The organism is Actinocorallia aurea (genome assembly GCF_054783995.1).
Genome location: NZ_BAAGPQ010000004.1, coordinates 124,793 through 141,286, shown reverse-complemented (window position 1 = coordinate 141,286; position 16,494 = coordinate 124,793). Strand labels below are relative to the sequence as shown.

Below are 16,494 nucleotides of genomic sequence, written 5' to 3'. Positions count from 1 at the left end.
CTGCGCACGGCGGTGGTCCCGCCCGATGAGGGGTCCGTCCGCGTTCGGTGCGAGGCACGAGGCGCCGCCGCGAGACCGGGGACCGGGGAGTTAGGGAGACCTAGTGATCATCCTGAGTGGCCTGCTCGTGATCGGTGCGATCGCGCTGCTGGTGGCGGGGATAGTCGTGCAGGACGAGGCGGTCCTGGGACTGCACGGGCTGCAGCTGATGTACATCTCGATAGCCGTCAGCATCGTGTCGTTCCTCTGCCTGGCCATAGGGGTCTTCCTCCGCCGCAAGGAGCTGTTCGGCACTGCGCCCGCCCGCGCCGCGGCGCCCAAGTCCCGCCAGCCGGGCAGGGCCGCACGGCGGGCCGCGGCCAGGACCGTCGAGGAGGAGCCGGAGGAGCGCGAGGAGGCGACCCCGTTCGCCTTCCCGATGCCTTCGGGCCAGGTCCCCGAGGACGCGATCGTGCACGTGGTGCCCGGCCGCAAGCGCTACCACCTCGACAGCTGCCGGCAGCTCGCCGGCCGCCAGACCGAGGAGCTCACCTACGTCGAGGCGCAGGAGGAGGGGTTCAGCCCCTGCACCGCCTGTCTGCCGGACACCGCACTGGCGGCGCGCGCCACCGCGGGTCCGGCGGACTCCGGCGATGCACCCTCCGGCCTCGAAGGCGAGCAGGACGCGCGGCGCGCCGAGCCCTTCGCGGCGGCCGAGACCCGGCGCGGCGAGTTCACCCGCACCGAGTTCTCGTCCACCGAGTTCTCTCCTTCGGAGTTCTCTCCTTCGGAGTTCTCCTCTCCGGACTTCTCCCGCGGTGACTTCTCCCGCAGCGATCGCACCCGCGCCGAGTTCCCCGCGCCTTACGCGGACTCGCCGTTCGGCGGCGACGCCACGCCTCGCGCGGCCGACAGGGCCGAGCGGACCGAGCCCGTCGACAGGTGGAGCACCCCGGCGGATCCGGCGCCCGCGCCGCTGCCCGCCCCGTCGCCGGTCGAGGACACCGTGACGGACTGGGTGCCCGCCAAGTTCCCGCCGAGCCCGCTCGACAAGGACTACCCGGTGGCCGACGAGCCCGCCGCCGGCGAGCAGGTGCCCGAGCAGAGCGACGGCCACTGGCAGCGGGTCGTCGAGCCCGTCGCGGCCGAGCCGGTCAACCGGACCGTCCGGGTCCTGGACACCGAGCCGGAGCCCGAGGCGGAGCCCGATCCGGAGGGGCCCGTCGCGGTCGTGCCGGTCGTGCCCGCTCCCGCCGAGGAGATCGTCGCCGAGCCCGTCGCGATCAGCGTTCCGGAGTCGCGGGAGTCCGACGACGCGCCCGCCGAGGCGGAGCCCGCCGCGGATGCCGAGGACTCGGCCACGTACACGGACTCGGCCGAGTCCGCGGCCGAGGGCCCGCTGGTGCGGATCCTGTCCGGCACCAAGCGCTACCACCGGCCCGACTGCGCCCTGATCGAGGACATCGGCGAGGACGACGAGGACCTGGAGTCCCTGCCCCGCGATGAGGCCAAGGACCGTGGCTGCACCCCGTGCCTGGTGTGCCAGCCCGACAAGGAGCCCGCGGTCTGACCCGCCCCGAACACGCGAAGAGCCCCGTGCCGAACAGGCATGGGGCTCTTCACGTTCCACGGCGCGGGGCCGGGGGCCGCTCGTGTCCCCTTTTCAGAAGCCGTACTTCTTCTTGCCGCTCTTGTCCCCCTTGAGCGCCTTGCGCTTGAAGCTGAGGCCGCCGAGGAGGATGAATCCGGTGAAGCGGATCAACGGGGCGTCCGGGTCGACGGTGTCGTTCTCGGGGTATTCGGCGCCGCCCAGGACCGCCGTCGTGTCGACCTCGACGCGGACGCCGGGCGGCACGGTGACGTCGACGCCGCCGAGGATGCAGTTGACGTTCACGACGACCTCGCGCTGCGTCAGGACCGCGTTGCGGAAGTCGAGTTCCACGCCGCCCAGGACGCAGGTGACCGTGGTGACGGGATCGACGAGCCAACGGCCCTTGCGCTCGACCCCGGACAGGATGCAGGTGATCGTCGAGGACGGGCGCGCCAGCGGCGCGGACGGAGCGGCCGGCTCCTCCTTGCGCAGGGAGACGCGGGCGGCCGACCGGTCGCGGGGGAGGTCGGCGGTGAGGGGCGCGAGTTCGGCGTAGGTCTTGGCCGCGTACAGCAGTTCCAGCCGCTCGGTGTGCTCCTCGGGACTGAGGCGGCCTTCGGCCATGGCCGCACCCAGGAGTTCCGCCACCTCGTCCCGGTCGGCGTCGGAGGCGCGCAGGTCCGGCTTCTTGTCGAGTTCCACGCCTCCACTATGACCCAGCCCCGCGGCGCCCCCAAGCCCTTCGGGGCCGGATGGGGGAAATGCCGGGGTGGACCCCTAGGGGCCCACCCCGAGTGATCACGCCCGGGTGAGGCTGAACGCCAGGCCCAGGTCGGCGTCGGTGTGGGTCGGCTCGGCCGCGCCCTCGTCGAGGGCGTCGGCGAGGACCTCGCCGGAGATCTCGCCGCCGTGCGCGCGCAGGGCGGCGGCCATGTCGGCGTCGGACGCGGTCCAGACGAGCCGGATCCGGTCGGTGACCTCCAGGCCGGACTGCTTGCGGGCGTCCTGGATCATCCGGATCGCCTCACGGGCGAGGCCCGCCAGGCGCAGCTCCGGCGTGATCTCCAGGTCGAGGGCGAGGGTCTCGCCGCCCGCCGACTCCACGGCCCAGCCCGAGCGGGGCCGCTCGGTGACGATGACGTCGCCCGCGCCCAGCTCGACCGCGCCGACCTCGGCCACCTCGAAGGCGTACCCGCCCGCCCGCACGCCCGCGACGAGCGCGGCGGGGTCGGCGGCGGTGACGGCCTTGGCGACGAGCGGGGTCTGCTTGCCGTACCGCTTGCCGAGCTCACGGAAGTTCGGCTTGACCTCGTACTCGACGAGGTCGCCGCCGATCGACGACAGGTCCTCGAACGCGCCGACGTTCAGCTCCTCGGCGATCTGCGCGCGCAGCGCCTCCGGCAGCGCCGCCCAGCCCGGGGCGCCGACGAGGGCGCGGCCGAGCGGCTGGCGGATCCGCACCGCCGACGACGTGCGCGCGGCCCGGCCGAGGTCGACCAGGCGGCGCACCAGCGCCATCTGGGCGGTGAGGTCGGCGTCGAGGAGCGCGGGGTCGGCCTTCGGCCATGCGGCCAGGTGGACGGACTCCGGCGCGCCCTCGGGCTTGATCACGTCCCAGACGTGGTCGGTGACGAACGGCACGAGCGGCGCCATGAGCCGGGTGAGGGTCTCCAGGCACTCGTACAGGGTCGCGAACGCCGAGCTGTTCTCCGGCGTCGTGGGGCCCTCCCAGAAGCGGCGGCGGGAGCGGCGGACGTACCAGTTCGACAGGTCGTCGACGAACTCGGTGAGGCGGCGTCCGGCGGACTGGGTGTCGAAGACCTCGAGGGCCGCGGTGACCTCGGCGGTCGTGCGGTGCAGCTCGGCCAGCGCCCAGCGGTCCAGCAGCGGGCGGTCGGCCGGGGCGGGCGCCTCGGCGAGCCGCGCCGGGGTCCACGCGCCGTCCTGCGCCGCGGCGGCGTTGGCGTACAGCACGAAGAAGGACGCGGTGTTCCAGTAGGTCAGCAGGACCTTCCGGACGATCTCCTCAAGGGCGGCGTGGCCGACGCGGCGGGCCGCCCAGGGGGAGCCGGAGCAGGCCATGAACCAGCGCAGCGCGTCGGCGCCGTGGCGGTCCATGAGGGGCATCGGCTGCAGGACGTTGCCGAGGTGCTTGGACATCTTGCGGCCGTCCTCGGCGAGGATCAGGCCGAGGCACAGCACGTTCTCGTAGGAGGACTTGTCGAACACCAGCGTGCCGACGGCCATCAGCGAGTAGAACCAGCCGCGGGTCTGGTCGGTGGCCTCGCAGATGAACTGGGCCGGGTAGTTGGCCTCGAACTCGGGCAGGTTCGTGTAGGGCGCGCCGTGCTGGGCGAACGGCATGGAGCCCGAGTCGTACCAGGCGTCGATGACGTCCGGCACCCGCGTCGCGGTCTGCGCGCACACCGGGCACGGGAAGGTGACGTCGTCGACGAACGGGCGGTGCGGGTCCAGCTCGGAGTGGTCCTCGCCGGCCAGCTCCGACAGCTCCTTCAGCGAGCCGACGCAGGTGACGTGCTCGTCCGGGCACAGCCACAGCGGGAGCGGGGTGCCCCAGTACCGCGAGCGTGACAGCGACCAGTCGACGTTGTTGCGCAGCCACTCGCCGAACCGGCCCTCCTTGATCGTCTCGGGGAACCAGTTCGTGCCCGCGTTCTCGCGGAGCAGCTTCTCCTTGATCTCGGTGGTGCGGATGTACCAGGCGGGCAGCGCGTAGTACAGCAGCGCCGAGTGGCAGCGCCAGCAGTGCGGGTAGCTGTGCTCGAAGTGGGTGCCGCGGAACAGCAGCCCGCGCTCGCGCAGGTCCTCGGTGAGCCGCTCGTCGGCCTCCTTGAACAGGACGCCGCCGACCATCGGGACGTCCTCGGTGAAGCGTCCGTCCGGGCCGATCGGGTTGACGACGGGCAGGCCGTAGCGCTTGCAGGTCTGGAGGTCGTCGGCGCCGAAGGCGGGGGCCTGGTGGACGAGGCCGGTGCCGTCCTCGACGGTGACGTAGTCGGCGAGCAGGACGAAGTGCGCGCCCGGGATCTCGACCAGCTCGAACGGCCGGGAGTAGGGGGTGCGCTCCAGCTCGGTGCCGGGGAAGGACTCGCGGGCGGTCCAGCCCTCGCCGAGCGCGCTCTCCAGCAGGGGCTCGGCGACGATCACCGGCTTCTCGCCGTCCTTGACCGCTACCACGTAGGTGACGTCCGGGTGGACGGCGACCGCGGTGTTGGACACGAGGGTCCACGGGGTGGTGGTCCAGATGAGCAGGTCGCTGCCCTCGAAGCGGCCGGACGTGACGGGCATCCGCACGTAGACCGAGGGGGAGGAGACCGTCTCGTAGCCGCCGGGCTGGCCCAGCTCGTGGTCGGAGAGGCCGGTGCCGCAGCGGGGGCAGTACGGGGTGATCCGGTGGTCCTGGAAGAGCAGGCCCTTGTCCCAGATGACCTTGAGCGACCACCAGACGGACTCCACGTAGGACGGGTCCATGGTCCGGTAGGCGTTCGCGAGGTCCGTCCAGTACCCCATGCGCTCGGTCATCTCTTCGAACGCGTCGGTGTGCCGCATGACCGAGGCGCGGCAGCGCTCGTTGAACTCGGCGATGCCGTAGGCCTCGATCTGGGGCTTGCCGGACAGGCCGAGCTCCTTCTCGACGGCCACCTCGACGGGCAGGCCGTGGCAGTCCCAGCCGGCCTTGCGGGGCACGTTGAAGCCCTGCATGGTCTTGAAGCGCGGGAAGACGTCCTTGAAGACGCGGGCCTCGACGTGGTGCACGCCGGGCATGCCGTTGGCGGTGGGCGGGCCCTCGTAGAAGACCCACTGGGGGCCGTCGGCGTTACGGTCGAGGGAGCGCTGGAAGATCTTCTCGTCCTGCCAGCGGCTCAGCAGGTCGCGTTCGAGGGCGGGCAGATCCACCTGGGCGGGCAGAGGACGGAAGGACACGGTGGTCGCACCTTTCAGAACTGGGCTGATCACGAGTTCTGAAGGGACGACCCGAAGGCCGCGGTACCACCCCTCTTGACCACGCCCGGCGCCCGGGCATGATCCACTTCGTTCAGTCCGGCTGCCGGTTCTACTGGGCCCGGGAGGCGATCCGCGGTGCTGTTCTTCCGGCGGCTCCGGGGTGATGGCCCCATCACTGCCTTGCCGACGACTGCAACGATTGTAGGGGTAGCGGTGCCGTACGTCTGCTCACCGGACGCCGCGGGGGCACGGGGATGTGATCCAGCTCACCGAAAAGATCGACCAATTGCGCGGTTCCTGACACCGCGTCGTGGGGCATATGCGGGTGGTGACCGATCGGCAGCGCCCCCGGGTGTTTGCCGTCCCGCCGAATGGAGACCTATGCTTCCCGCACTGCCCGTCGAAGAGAAGCTCGACGCGAGGGGGCCCGCGATGGCCGGAACCGCGAGCGTGAAGAACAAGTCGGCGCAATCGAAGTCGGCACCGACGAAATCCGCGCCGAAATCGGCGCCGTCGAAGTCCGCGCCGTCCGACGCGGCAGCGGAGAAGGCCGCCGAGAAGGCCGCGGCCAAGGCCGACGCGCTGCCGGTGCGCGAGGGCGAAGAGCACTGGACGGTCAAGGAGCTCGCCGAGGTCAGGACCAGGCTGAGCGCGGAGATCGAGGAGTTCGCCGCGGAGATCAGGGCCGCGCTCAACCAGGCCGCCGAGCACGGCGACTCCGGCGAGGGCGCGGGCGACGACCAGGCCGACGCGGGCGCCAAGACCTACGAGCGGGAACACGAGCTGGCGCTCACCAACAACTGCCGGGACCTGCTCGAGCAGAACGAGCGCGCGATCGCGCGCATCGACGCGGGCACCTATGGTGTATGTGACAACTGCGGGCAGGCGATCGGCAAAGCGCGCCTCCAGGCCTTCCCGCGCGCGACTCTATGTGTGCCATGCAAACAACGCGAGGAGCGTCGCTGAGCGACGCCTACGACTCTCAGGGAGCCGGGACCATTACCGCAGAAGAGACGGGGTCCCGGCCCCGTCGTCGTATCGTCCTGTTCGGATGCGTGGCGCTGCTCGCCGTGCTGATCGACCAGGTGTCCAAGCTCGTGGTCGTGGCCGTGCTCGAAGGCCAGCGCCCGATCGAGCTGCCGCTGGGCCTCAGCAGGCTGAACGTCGTCCGCAACGCGGGCGCGGCCTTCTCCATCGGCAGCGGCATGACCTGGGTGTTCACGATCATCGCCCTCGGCGTGACGATCGCGATCATCCGCTACGCCAAGGACCTGCGCAGCGTCCCTTGGGCGATCACGCTCGGCCTGCTGCTGGGCGGCGCCTTCGGCAACCTGATCGACCGGCTGGTCCGCGCGCCCGGGGTCTTCCACGGCCATGTCGTGGACTGGATCGAGTGGCCCACCTGGCCGTTCTTCGAAGGGTGGCCGGTCTACAACCTCGCCGACACCTGCATCGTCTTCGGCGGCATCCTGGCCGTCCTGCTCGCCGGGCTGGGCTACCAGCCGGACGGCACCCGGGAGACCAAGGAGTCCGCGGACGAGGCGGAGTCCGGTGAGGCTGAGCCCGGAGCCGAGACCGGGTCCGTCGGCGAGGGGGAGGCCGGAGAAGGCGCCCCCGAAGCCGCTGAGACGGCCCCTGAGCGCTCGGACAAGGCCCCGGCCGACAGTGCGCCGGAGGCGAAGGAATGAGCGACCAGCGTTCGCTGTACGTGCCCGAGGGGCTGGAGGGCGAGCGGGTCGACACCGCGCTGGCCAGGCTTTTCGGCCTGTCGCGCGGCAGGGCCGCCGAGGTGATCGCCGCCGGCGACGTCCAGGTCGACGGCCGCGAGGTCGCCAAGTCCGACCGGGTGACCGCCGGAGCCTGGCTCGAAGTGCTGCTCCCGCCCCCGCCGAGCGCCCCCGTGCCGGTCGCCGAGCCCGTCCCCGGCATGACGATCCTCTACGAGGACGACGACATCGTCGTGGTCAACAAGCCCGTCGGCGTCGCGGCCCACCCGACCACCGGCTGGACCGGCCCGACCGTGATCGGCGGCCTCCTGGGCGCGGGCCACACCGTCGCCACCGGCGGCGCGGCCGAGCGGCAGGGCATCGTCCACCGGCTGGACGCCAACACCACGGGCTGCATGGTCGTGGCCAAGAGCGAGCGGGCCTACTCCCACCTCAAGCGCGCCTTCCACGACCGCGAGGTGACCAAGCGCTACCACGCCCTCGTCCAGGGCCACCCGGACCCGTTCCGGGGCACCGTGGACGCGCCGATCGACCGGCACCCGTCCGGGAACGGGCGGTTCGCGGTGGTCGCGGGCGGACGGAACTCGGTCACCCACTACGACACGATCGAGGCGTTCCGGGCGGCGTCCCTGCTGGACATCACCCTGGAGACCGGCCGCACCCACCAGATCCGGGTGCACATGTCGGCGCTGCGCCACCCGTGCGTCGGCGACATGCTCTACGGCGCGGACCCGACCCTGGCCGCGCGCCTGGGCGTCGAGCGGCAGTGGCTGCACGCGGTCCGGCTGGGCTTCCTGCACCCGGCGACCGACGAGTACGTCGAGTTCACCAGCCCGTACCCGGCCGATCTCCAGAGGGCGCTGGACATCGTCGCGGAGGAGTCCTGATGGAGCCGCAGGCGCCCTCGATCGCCCTGGTCGAGGGCGCCGAAGGGCTGGGTGACGCCTTCGAGATCCGCTTCGAGGTCTTCGTCGGCGAGCAGGGCGTGCCCGAGGAGATCGAGATCGACGACCTCGACGACGTGGCCGACCACTTCGTGGCCCGCTCCGGCGACGTCGCGCTCGGCACCGTCCGGCTGCTCACCCGCACCCGCGAGGGCGTCGGGGTGCTCGGCCGCCTCGCGGTGCGCGGGCCCGCCCGGGGCACGGGCCTGGGGGCGGCGCTGGTGCGCGCCGTGGAGGACCACGCGCGCCGCGCGGGTCTGACCGCGATCGAACTGCACGCCCAGACCCACGCCGCCGGGTTCTACGCCCGCCTCGGCTACTCCACGTTCTGCGCGGTGCACGGGCGCCCCGGCGAAGCCGGTTTCGCAGAGTGCTCTTGCGCCGGGCCCGGTGAGTACGGTCCGGAGGAGATGGAGGCGGGCATTCCGCACGTCTGGATGCGGCGCGAGCTCTAGTCCTCGATCTCGCCGAGGCTGACGCGGACGGCGTGGATGGCCGCGTCGTAGAGGTCGGACTCCACGAGCGAGGCGCCGGGGAAGCGGGTCAGCTCCCTCTGGAGGTCGGCCAGCGACAAGTGGCTGATCAGCAGCGCGAGCGCGGTGCTGCCCGGCGGGACCGCCTCGCGCAGTTCCGCGATCTTCTCGTCCTTGATCCCGGTGTCGATCAGCTTGGACAGCAGCGCGCCGCCGCCCGCGCTGGCCGCGCCCGCCACGAGGCCGCCGACGGGACCGCCGAGCAGGGTGCCCAGCAGCAGGCCCCACATCCCCGCGCCGAGCGCGCCGCGGCCCGGGGTGACGTCGCGGGTCTCGCGTACGACGGACTTGCCTTCGAGGTCGCGTTCGATGAAGACCGCGTCGTGCACCTGGAGCTGGTCGTGCTTCTGCATCCGGGCGGCGGTGAGCATGAACTCGCTCGCCTTGAGCGGGTCGTCGAACCCGATCACGAGGAGTTTCTGCTGCGGTTGGTCTGCCATGATCCCTGCCTTTCCCGTCCGGGCCGCTCCCGGAACTTCACTACGATGGGATCATGCGCCCGGATGATTCAGAAACCGCCACTTTGGCGCAGGTTCGTTCCGCCATCGACCAGGTGGACGCCGAACTCGCCGCCCTCCTGGAGCGCCGCGCCGCCCTCGCGGCCTCCGTGCAGCGGATCAAGCCCGTCGGCGGGCACCGGGGACGCGACCTGGAGCGGGAGGCCGCGATCGTCGAGGCGATGCTGCCGCTCGCGCCCAGCCTCACCCGCGAGCACCTCGCCCGGATCATGAACGCGGTCATCGAGGCGGGCCTCGACGCCTCCGGCGCCTAGCGCGGGACGGTTAAGCTCTGGATCATGGCGAAAGGCGCATCCAAGGGGACCCCGGCCACCGTCGCTGCGACGAAGGCGGGGATCCAGTACAGCCTGCACCCCTACGAGGTCGACGAGAACGCCGCCTCCTACGGAGAGGCCGCGGCCGAGGCCCTCGGGGTCGCGCCCGAGCGGCTGTTCAAGACCCTCCTGGCCGAGGTGGACGGCAGGCTCACGGTCGGGGTCGTGCCCGTGGCGGGCCAGCTCGACCTGAAGGCGCTGGCCTCGGCCGTCGGCGGCAAGAAGGCGCAGATGGCCGACCCCGCCGACGCCGAGCGGGCCACCGGCTACGTGGTCGGCGGGATCAGCCCGCTCGGGCAGCGCAAGCGGCTCCCCACCGTGGTCGACGACAGCGCGTCAGCGTTCCCGACCGTCTACGTCTCCGCCGGGCGGCGCGGCCTCCAGATCGAACTGGCCCCCGCCGATCTGGTCCGCATCACCGGGGCCGGGCTCGCCGCCATCGGCCGCAGGTAGCCGCCGGGCCGCGTCCAGGGCCTCCAGGACACCGAAGACGACCACCGAGACGAGCGGCCAGAGCGTCAGGACGCCCGTGGCGTGGAGGCCGAGCGGGCCGCGGACGCGGGTGCCGTCGGCGCCGGAGGCGACCGCCTCGGTGAACGCGGCGAGCCCGAACCTGTGGCCGAGCCACCAGGCGACGAGCGAGCCGAGCAGGCCGCCCGCGGTCAGGCCGAGGACCAGGGCCACGTCGCGGCCCCTGCCGCCCCGCCAGTAGGCGAGGAGCCCGGCCGCCAGGCCGAAGGCCGCGCAGACGGCGGCGAGCCTGCCGTCGGCGCCGATGAGGTCCTGCGTCTCGGGGTCGAGGAGGAGCGCCTGCCCGGAGACGACCACGTACTCCGGCCGGACGGCCAGCCAGACCCACAGCAGCCCGGCGGGGACGCCGGCCAGGGCCAGTGTTCCCGTCAGGATCGCCCAGGCACGCAGTTGCCGGGCCACGTCTCGCCGGGCCACAATAGTCACGCTCCAGACGTCCCCGGAAAGTTGATCTCTCGCAGCGTAACGTCACCGAGGGGTCCCTCCGCGAAGAGAACACAAACCAGGCCGCCGCAGGTAGTGTTCCGAACATGTCAGGATTCAGCTCGGCGTTCGAACGCCTGGGTGCCGCGCTGTCCGCCATCGTCCTCGCCCAGCAGGAGACCCTGGCCGCCCGGCTGCCCCGCGCCGACTGGAGCGCCGACCTCAACGGCCGGAGCTACACCAGCGGGGGGACCACCGTCACGGTGGGCCTTCTCGGCAGCTACGCCTCCGCAGAGCGTACCTGGTTGTGGGGGTGGGCCAACGCCCAGTTCGGCCCCGCCCACCCCGCCGTCAAACCCACCCTGGGCGTCCGGGAGATGGGGGTGCGCCTCGGCGTCCCGGAGTTCACCGCGCCGGAAGTGGACCTCTCCTGGTTCGAGGGGGGCCACGCGGGCCACCTGATCGCCGTCGCCGCCGCCGGGGTGCTCGGCGGGTCCGGCTACATAGGCGCCGGCTACGACGGGGGATCGGCCTACCTGCTCGTCGACGACCCCGCGATCCCGCTCGCGCCCTTCGACGCCGCCGCCGTCCCCGCGCTGATCGGCAAGGCCGTCTCGCTCTTCCCCGCCGACCCCCAGCTGACCCTCACCCGGTTCCTCGCCCACCACCGCGTGCCCTACCGCCGCTCCGGCGCCCGCACCGAGGCCCGGCTGCCCGGCGGGGCCACCGCCACCGCCGACTTCTCCGGCGACCCCCGCTTCGCCGACTGGGCCGCCCCCGCCCGCGTCTGACGTGCTTCCCGGCCCCTCCCGGCGTCTCAGCACCTGAAACCGATTCCCGCCCCCGGCGTCGCTGTCCGTAGACTTGGGCTCGTGATTTCCCGAATCGACCTGCGCGGCGCCCTTCCCGGCGACCTGCGCGACGTGCTGCCCCGCGCCGACTTCGACGTCGAGGCCGCCCTGGAGAAGGTGCGGCCGATCTGTGAGGACGTGCGGCATCACGGGGTCGAGGCGGTCCTGCGCTACACCGCGCAGTTCGACGGGGTCGAGCTGACCACCACGCGGGTCCCGGCCGAGGCGATCACCGCCGCGCTGGAGAACCTGGACCCGGCAGTCCGCGACGCGCTGGAGGAGGCCATCCGGCGCACCCGGATCGTGCACCGCGAGCAGCGCCGCAAGGACGTCACCACCACCGTGGTGCCCGGCGGCACCGTCACCGAGCGCTGGGTCCCGGTCGACCGGGTCGGCCTGTACGTGCCGGGCGGCAAGGCCGTCTACCCGTCCAGCGTGGTCATGAACGTGGTGCCCGCCCAGGAGGCCGGGGTCGGCTCCCTGGCCGTCACCTCGCCCGCCCAGAAGGACCACGGCGGCCTCCCGCACCCGACCATCCTGGCCGCCTGCGCGCTGCTGGGCGTCGAGGAGGTCTACGCGGTCGGCGGCGCGCAGAGCCTCGCCATGTTCGCCTACGGCACCGAGGAGTGCCGCCGGACCGACCTGATCACCGGCCCCGGCTCGATCTGGGTCGCCGCCGCCAAGCGCTACCTGCGCGGCGTCGTCGGCATCGACGCCGAGGCGGGCCCGACCGAGATCGCGGTCCTCGCCGACGCGACCGCCGACGCCGCCTACGTCGCCGCCGACCTGATCAGCCAGGCCGAGCACGACACCATCGCCGCCTCGGTCCTCGTCACCGACTCGGTGGAGCTCGCCGACGCCGTCGAGGCCGAACTCGCCGTGCAGGTCGCCCGCACCAAGCACCGCGAGCGGGTCGCCGAGGCGCTGTCCGGCCGCCAGTCCGCGATCGTGCTGGTCTCCGACACCGAGGCCGGGCTCGACGTCGTCAACGCCTACGCCGCCGAGCACCTGGAGATCCACACCGCCGATGCCGCGGCCGTCGCCGCCCGCGTCCGCAACGCCGGGGCCGTCTTCGTCGGGCCGTACGCGCCGGTGTCCCTGGGCGACTACCTCGCCGGGTCCAACCACGTGCTGCCCACCGGCGGCTGCGCCTGCCACTCCTCCGGCCTGTCCGTCCAGTCGTTCCTGCGCGGCATCCACGTCGTCGAGTACGACCGCGCCGCGCTCGCCGAGGCCACGGCCCGCGTCGTCACGCTGGCCGAGTCCGAGGACCTGCCCGCGCACGGCGCCGCGCTCAAGGCCCGCTTCGACTGGGAGATCCCTTCATGACGTCCTCGTCCGTATCGCTGGCGGACCTGCCCCTGCGCGACGACCTGCGCTCGGAGAAGGCCTACGGCGCGCCGCAACTCGACGTGCCCGTGCAGCTCAACACCAACGAGAACCCGTACGGGCCGTCCGACGCGCTCGTCAAGGCGCTCGGCGAGTCCGTCGCCGAGGCCGCCGGGAGCCTCAACCGCTACCCCGACCGCGACGCCCTCGCGCTGCGCGCCGACCTCGCCGCCTACCTGACGGCCGAGTCCGGCGTCGCCCTCGACGCCTCCCGGGTGTGGGCCGCCAACGGCTCCAACGAGATCATCCAGCAGATCGTCCAGGCCTTCGGCGGCCCCGGCCGCTCCGCGATGGGCTTCGAGCCGTCCTACGCGATGCACCCGACGATCTCCAAGGTGTCCAATACCAGGTGGATCGACGCCTACCGGGCCGAGGACTTCGGGTTGGAGGCCGACCGGGCGATCGCCGCGGTCACCGAGCACCGGCCCGACATCGTGTTCCTCACCTCGCCGAACAACCCGACGGGCACGTCGCTCGACCTCGCGGCCATCGAGGCCGTCCTGAAGGTCGCGCCCGGCATGGTCGTCGTCGACGAGGCCTACGGGGAGTTCCGCCGCGAAGGCACCCCGTCGGCGCTGGAGCTGCTGGAAGGCCACCCGCGGCTGATCGTCACCCGGACCATGTCCAAGGCGTTCGCCCTGGCCGGGGCCCGCCTCGGCTACCTCGCCGCCGACCCGGCGGTGCTGGAGGCGCTGCTGCTGGTCCGGCTGCCCTACCACCTGTCGTCGGTCACCCAGGCCGTCGCGCGGACCGCGCTGTCGTTCCGCGAAGAGCTGCTCGGCTACGTCGAGCAGCTGCGCGGCGAACGCGACGCGGCGGTCGAGTGGCTGCGCGGCGCAGGACTCAAGGTCGCCGACTCCGACGCCAACTTCGTCCTGTTCGGCGAGTTCGCCGACCGGGACGCGCTCTGGCGGCGGATGCTCGATCGCGGCGTCCTCATCCGGGCCGTCGGCCCCCCGAACTGGCTGCGGGTGTCCGTCGGGACGCCCGAGGAGATGGCGGCCTTCCGCGCCGCCCTGCAGGAATCCCTCAAGGAGACACAGTGAGCAGGATCGGCCGCGTCGAGCGGGCCACCAAGGAGACCAAGGTCCTCGTCGAGATCGACCTCGACGGCACCGGGAAGGTCGACGTCTCGACCGGTGTGGGCTTCTACGACCACATGCTCGCCCAGCTCGGCAAGCACGGCTCGTTCGACCTGACCGTGCGGACCGAGGGCGACCTGCACATCGACAGCCACCACACCGTCGAGGACACCGCGATCGCCCTCGGCGAGGCCTTCCGCCAGGCCCTGGGCGACAAGAGCGGCATCCGCCGGTTCGCCGACGCCTCCATCCCGCTGGACGAGGCCCTCGCCCAGGTCACCGTCGACCTCTCCGGCCGCCCGTACCTGGTGCACTCCGAGCCCGCCGGCATGGCGCCGATGATCGGGCCCGACTACGACACCACGCTCACCCGGCACATCCTCGAGTCGTTCGTGGCCAACGCCCAGGTCGCCCTGCACGTCCACGTGCCGTACGGCCGCAACGCCCACCACATCGTCGAGGCCCAGTTCAAGGCGCTGGCGCGGGCGCTGCGCTACGCGAGCGAACTCGACCCGCGCGTGCACGGCATCCCGTCGACCAAGGGCGCCCTGTGACGGCGCTCGAGACGGGTCTGGCCGCGGCCGGGGTGCTCGCCGACGAGGGGACCGTCAACCTCTTCGGCCTCTCCGTCCCGTGGACGGCCATGCTGCTGTTCGCGGTCGCGCTGTTCCTCGCCACCGGCGTGTACAGCTTCATCAGGCAGGGACTGAAAGTGGCGGCGGTGATCGTCGCGGTGCTGGCCGTGCTGTCGGCCCTCGCCGCCATGGGCAGGCTGTGAGGGAGGGCCGGAAATGAAGAACGTCGTCATCCTCGACTACGGGTCGGGCAACCTGCGCTCGGCCGAGCGCGCGGTCGCGCGCGTCGGCGCGGACGTCACCGTCACGTCGGACTTCGAGGCGGCGGTCGAGGCCGAGGGCCTCATCGTCCCGGGCGTCGGCGCGTTCGCCGCCTGCATGCAGGGCCTGAAGGCGGTGCGCGGCGACCAGATCATCGGCCGCCGGCTGGCCGGCGGCCGCCCCGTCCTCGGCATCTGCGTCGGCATGCAGATCCTCTTCGCCCAAGGCGTCGAGCACGGCATCACCACCGAGGGCTGCGCCGAATGGCCGGGCACGGTCGAGCGCCTGCACGCGCCGGTGATCCCGCACATGGGCTGGAACACCGTGCAGGCCCCGCCGGACTCCGTCCTCTTCCAGGGCATGGACGCCGACACCCGCTTCTACTTCGTCCACTCCTACGCCGTCCGCAAGTGGGAGCTTCCCGAGCCCGAACGCCTGAAGCCCCCCGTCGTCACCTGGGCCGAACACGGCGAGCCCTTCGTCGCCGCCGCCGAGAACGGCCCCCTGTCCGCCGCCCAGTTCCACCCGGAGAAGTCCGGCGACGCCGGCGCCACCCTCCTCACCAACTGGCTCACCACCCTGTAGCCGCGCCGCGGAACGCCCCGGTCGCCCTGACCGGGGCGTTCCGGCGTGTCCGGGCTGCGGTGATACTGGGGGGATGAGCAAGGAGAGGGCTCGGCGGAGGGCTGAGCGGGAGGCTGCGGCGGCGCGGGCGGCTGAGGAGAACCGGGCGCGGCAGGCGCGGAAGGCGAAGTGGAGGCGGTTGGGGAGGGCCGTGGGGAAGGTGCTGCCTTCGGGGGCGGCGGGGTCGGCCGCGCGGGCGCGCAGGATGCGGTTCGGGAGCATGGTGGTGTTCCTGGTGGTCGTGCAGAGCTTCGCCGCCGGGTTCGGGCTGAGCGGGATGGAGCGGTTCGCGGTGCTGGTGGGGTCGTTGCTGATCGTGCCGGTGGCGGCGTTCCTGGCGTTCGACAAGAGGTGACCCGGAGGGCGGGGGAATGCGCGGGGTGGGAGGATGGTTTAAGTTTCAACGAAAGCAGGGAGGTGCGTCCGATGGCGCAGGCTGCGGTGGACATCCGGCGGGCGGATGAGCGGGACAAGACGAAGATCGACTGGCTCGACTCCAAGCACTCGTTCTCGTTCGGGGGGCACTACGACCCGGACAACACGCACCACGGGGTGCTGCTGGTCAACAACGACGACACCGTGAAGCCCGGGGCCGGGTTCGAGACGCATCCGCACAAGGACATGGAGATCGTCACGTGGGTGCTGCGGGGGTCGCTGGTGCACCAGGACTCCGAGGGGCACAACGGGGTGATCTACCCGGGGCTCGCCCAGCGGATGAGCGCGGGGACGGGGATCCTGCACTCGGAGAAGAACGACGCGTGGCGGCTCCAGGGCGGCGATGAGCACGCCGATCCCGTCCACTTCATCCAGATGTGGGTGGTGCCGGACGAGGCGCGGATCAAGCCCGGCTACGAGCAGTTGGAGATCGGCGACGAGTTGCTGCGCGGCGGCCTCAAGACCGTCGCGTCCGGGATGGCGAAGCACGAGTTCGACACCGCGATCCGGATCAAGAACAAGTACGCGGCGCTGCACGTCGCGAGGTTGCGGCCCGGTGGCACCGTGAACCTGCCGGACGCGCCCTACCTGCACCTGTTCGTCGCGCGCGGCGGGGTCGAGCTGGAAGGGGCGGGAGCGCTGCACGAGGGAGACGCGGTGCGGCTCACCGCCACCGGCGGGCAGCGCGTGACGGCCTCGGCCGACTCCGAGGTCCTCGTCTGGGAGATGCACGCCAAGGTCGCGGCCTGAC

General features: G+C 72.2%; 19 protein-coding genes. 15 read left to right on the top strand and 4 right to left on the bottom strand.

Annotation, left to right across the window (positions count from 1 at the left end; all coding sequences use genetic code 11):
- Positions 1 to 103: 103 nt before the first annotated feature.
- Positions 104 to 1,549 (top strand): hypothetical protein, encoded by a 1,446-nt coding sequence (locus tag ACYVOM_RS07555; RefSeq protein WP_460302512.1) that lies wholly within the window; start codon positions 104 to 106, stop codon positions 1,547 to 1,549.
- Positions 1,550 to 1,642: 93 nt separating this feature from the next.
- Here the strand turns inward: ACYVOM_RS07555 and ACYVOM_RS07550 are convergent, their stop codons facing one another.
- Positions 1,643 to 2,272 (bottom strand): DUF1707 SHOCT-like domain-containing protein, encoded by a 630-nt coding sequence (locus ACYVOM_RS07550; protein WP_460302511.1) that lies wholly within the window; start codon positions 2,270 to 2,272, stop codon positions 1,643 to 1,645.
- A gap of 96 nt (positions 2,273 to 2,368) precedes the next feature.
- Complete coding sequence (ileS, locus tag ACYVOM_RS07545; RefSeq protein WP_460302510.1) at positions 2,369 to 5,515, bottom strand: isoleucine--tRNA ligase; 3,147 nt, start codon at positions 5,513 to 5,515, stop codon at positions 2,369 to 2,371.
- 603 nt (positions 5,516 to 6,118) lie between these two features.
- Between ileS and ACYVOM_RS07540 the strand changes: the two genes are divergently transcribed.
- The 4 genes from ACYVOM_RS07540 to ACYVOM_RS07525 are packed head-to-tail and all read left to right on the top strand — an operon-like array spanning position 6,119 to position 8,662.
- Positions 6,119 to 6,502 carry a TraR/DksA family transcriptional regulator gene (locus ACYVOM_RS07540; RefSeq protein ID WP_460302618.1) on the top strand — a complete coding sequence of 128 codons (384 nt, stop codon included), beginning with the start codon at positions 6,119 to 6,121 and terminating at the stop codon, positions 6,500 to 6,502.
- Between the two features lie 32 nt (positions 6,503 to 6,534).
- A complete protein-coding gene (gene lspA / locus ACYVOM_RS07535; protein WP_460302617.1) occupies positions 6,535 to 7,224 on the top strand; it encodes a signal peptidase II in 690 nt (229 codons plus the stop codon).
- Positions 7,221 to 8,150, top strand: a complete 930-nt coding sequence (locus tag ACYVOM_RS07530) for an RluA family pseudouridine synthase (protein WP_460302509.1) — start codon at positions 7,221 to 7,223, stop codon at positions 8,148 to 8,150. Before lspA ends, ACYVOM_RS07530 begins: the two co-directional genes overlap by 4 nt.
- Entirely contained in the window at positions 8,150 to 8,662 is a 513-nt protein-coding gene (locus tag ACYVOM_RS07525) for a GNAT family N-acetyltransferase (RefSeq protein WP_460302508.1), read from the top strand. The genes ACYVOM_RS07530 and ACYVOM_RS07525 overlap by 1 nt, the downstream gene beginning before the upstream one ends.
- Here ACYVOM_RS07525 and ACYVOM_RS07520 read toward each other — a convergent pair.
- On the bottom strand, positions 8,659 to 9,180 hold the full coding sequence (locus ACYVOM_RS07520; RefSeq protein ID WP_460302507.1) for a DUF1269 domain-containing protein: 522 nt from the start codon (positions 9,178 to 9,180) through the stop codon (positions 8,659 to 8,661). The two genes, ACYVOM_RS07525 and ACYVOM_RS07520, sit on opposite strands and share 4 nt — an antisense overlap.
- An 83-nt stretch (positions 9,181 to 9,263) precedes the next feature.
- On the opposite strand from ACYVOM_RS07520, the gene ACYVOM_RS07515 reads away from it, so the two are divergent.
- Positions 9,264 to 9,512 (top strand): chorismate mutase, encoded by a 249-nt coding sequence (locus ACYVOM_RS07515; RefSeq protein ID WP_460302506.1) that lies wholly within the window; start codon positions 9,264 to 9,266, stop codon positions 9,510 to 9,512.
- Between the two features lie 24 nt (positions 9,513 to 9,536).
- Complete coding sequence (ybaK, locus tag ACYVOM_RS07510) at positions 9,537 to 10,025, top strand: Cys-tRNA(Pro) deacylase (RefSeq protein WP_460302505.1); 489 nt, start codon at positions 9,537 to 9,539, stop codon at positions 10,023 to 10,025.
- Here ybaK and ACYVOM_RS07505 read toward each other — a convergent pair.
- Positions 9,909 to 10,505 carry a hypothetical protein gene (locus ACYVOM_RS07505; protein WP_460302504.1) on the bottom strand — a complete coding sequence of 199 codons (597 nt, stop codon included), beginning with the start codon at positions 10,503 to 10,505 and terminating at the stop codon, positions 9,909 to 9,911. The two genes, ybaK and ACYVOM_RS07505, sit on opposite strands and share 117 nt — an antisense overlap.
- A gap of 128 nt (positions 10,506 to 10,633) precedes the next feature.
- Between ACYVOM_RS07505 and ACYVOM_RS07500 the strand changes: the two genes are divergently transcribed.
- The 8 genes from ACYVOM_RS07500 (at position 10,634) to ACYVOM_RS07465 (ending at position 16,493) form a co-directional block, all read left to right on the top strand.
- Complete coding sequence (locus ACYVOM_RS07500) at positions 10,634 to 11,317, top strand: DUF6882 domain-containing protein (RefSeq protein WP_460302503.1); 684 nt, start codon at positions 10,634 to 10,636, stop codon at positions 11,315 to 11,317.
- 81 nt (positions 11,318 to 11,398) lie between these two features.
- Positions 11,399 to 12,706 (top strand): histidinol dehydrogenase, encoded by a 1,308-nt coding sequence (gene hisD / locus ACYVOM_RS07495; RefSeq protein WP_460302502.1) that lies wholly within the window; start codon positions 11,399 to 11,401, stop codon positions 12,704 to 12,706.
- Positions 12,703 to 13,812 (top strand): histidinol-phosphate transaminase, encoded by a 1,110-nt coding sequence (locus ACYVOM_RS07490; RefSeq protein ID WP_460302501.1) that lies wholly within the window; start codon positions 12,703 to 12,705, stop codon positions 13,810 to 13,812. The genes hisD and ACYVOM_RS07490 overlap by 4 nt, the downstream gene beginning before the upstream one ends.
- Positions 13,809 to 14,402, top strand: coding sequence for an imidazoleglycerol-phosphate dehydratase HisB (hisB, locus tag ACYVOM_RS07485; protein WP_460302500.1), 594 nt, complete (start codon positions 13,809 to 13,811; stop codon positions 14,400 to 14,402). The genes ACYVOM_RS07490 and hisB overlap by 4 nt, the downstream gene beginning before the upstream one ends.
- Complete coding sequence (locus ACYVOM_RS07480; protein WP_460302499.1) at positions 14,399 to 14,626, top strand: hypothetical protein; 228 nt, start codon at positions 14,399 to 14,401, stop codon at positions 14,624 to 14,626. Before hisB ends, ACYVOM_RS07480 begins: the two co-directional genes overlap by 4 nt.
- A gap of 13 nt (positions 14,627 to 14,639) precedes the next feature.
- On the top strand, positions 14,640 to 15,269 hold the full coding sequence (hisH, locus tag ACYVOM_RS07475) for an imidazole glycerol phosphate synthase subunit HisH (protein ID WP_460302498.1): 630 nt from the start codon (positions 14,640 to 14,642) through the stop codon (positions 15,267 to 15,269).
- Positions 15,270 to 15,459: 190 nt separating this feature from the next.
- Positions 15,460 to 15,663: a hypothetical protein gene (locus ACYVOM_RS07470; protein WP_460302497.1), complete on the top strand. Its 204-nt coding sequence runs from the start codon at positions 15,460 to 15,462 to the stop codon at positions 15,661 to 15,663.
- Positions 15,664 to 15,734: 71 nt separating this feature from the next.
- Complete coding sequence (locus tag ACYVOM_RS07465) at positions 15,735 to 16,493, top strand: pirin family protein (protein WP_460302496.1); 759 nt, start codon at positions 15,735 to 15,737, stop codon at positions 16,491 to 16,493.
- Position 16,494: the final 1 nt, after the last annotated feature.

Excerpts from the sequence above, each read along its gene's own strand:
- ACYVOM_RS07530 (WP_460302509.1), top strand. The coding sequence starts at position 7,221 with ATGAGCGACCAGCGTTCGCTGTACGTGCCCGAGGGGCTGGAGGGCGAG.
- ACYVOM_RS07525 (WP_460302508.1), top strand. The coding sequence starts at position 8,150 with ATGGAGCCGCAGGCGCCCTCGATCGCCCTGGTCGAGGGCGCCGAAGGG.
- ACYVOM_RS07520 (WP_460302507.1), bottom strand. The coding sequence starts at position 9,180 with ATGGCAGACCAACCGCAGCAGAAACTCCTCGTGATCGGGTTCGACGAC.
- ybaK (WP_460302505.1), top strand. The coding sequence starts at position 9,537 with ATGGCGAAAGGCGCATCCAAGGGGACCCCGGCCACCGTCGCTGCGACG.
- ACYVOM_RS07500 (WP_460302503.1), top strand. The coding sequence starts at position 10,634 with ATGTCAGGATTCAGCTCGGCGTTCGAACGCCTGGGTGCCGCGCTGTCC.
- ACYVOM_RS07490 (WP_460302501.1), top strand. The coding sequence starts at position 12,703 with ATGACGTCCTCGTCCGTATCGCTGGCGGACCTGCCCCTGCGCGACGAC.
- hisH (WP_460302498.1), top strand. The coding sequence starts at position 14,640 with ATGAAGAACGTCGTCATCCTCGACTACGGGTCGGGCAACCTGCGCTCG.
- ACYVOM_RS07465 (WP_460302496.1), top strand. The coding sequence starts at position 15,735 with ATGGCGCAGGCTGCGGTGGACATCCGGCGGGCGGATGAGCGGGACAAG.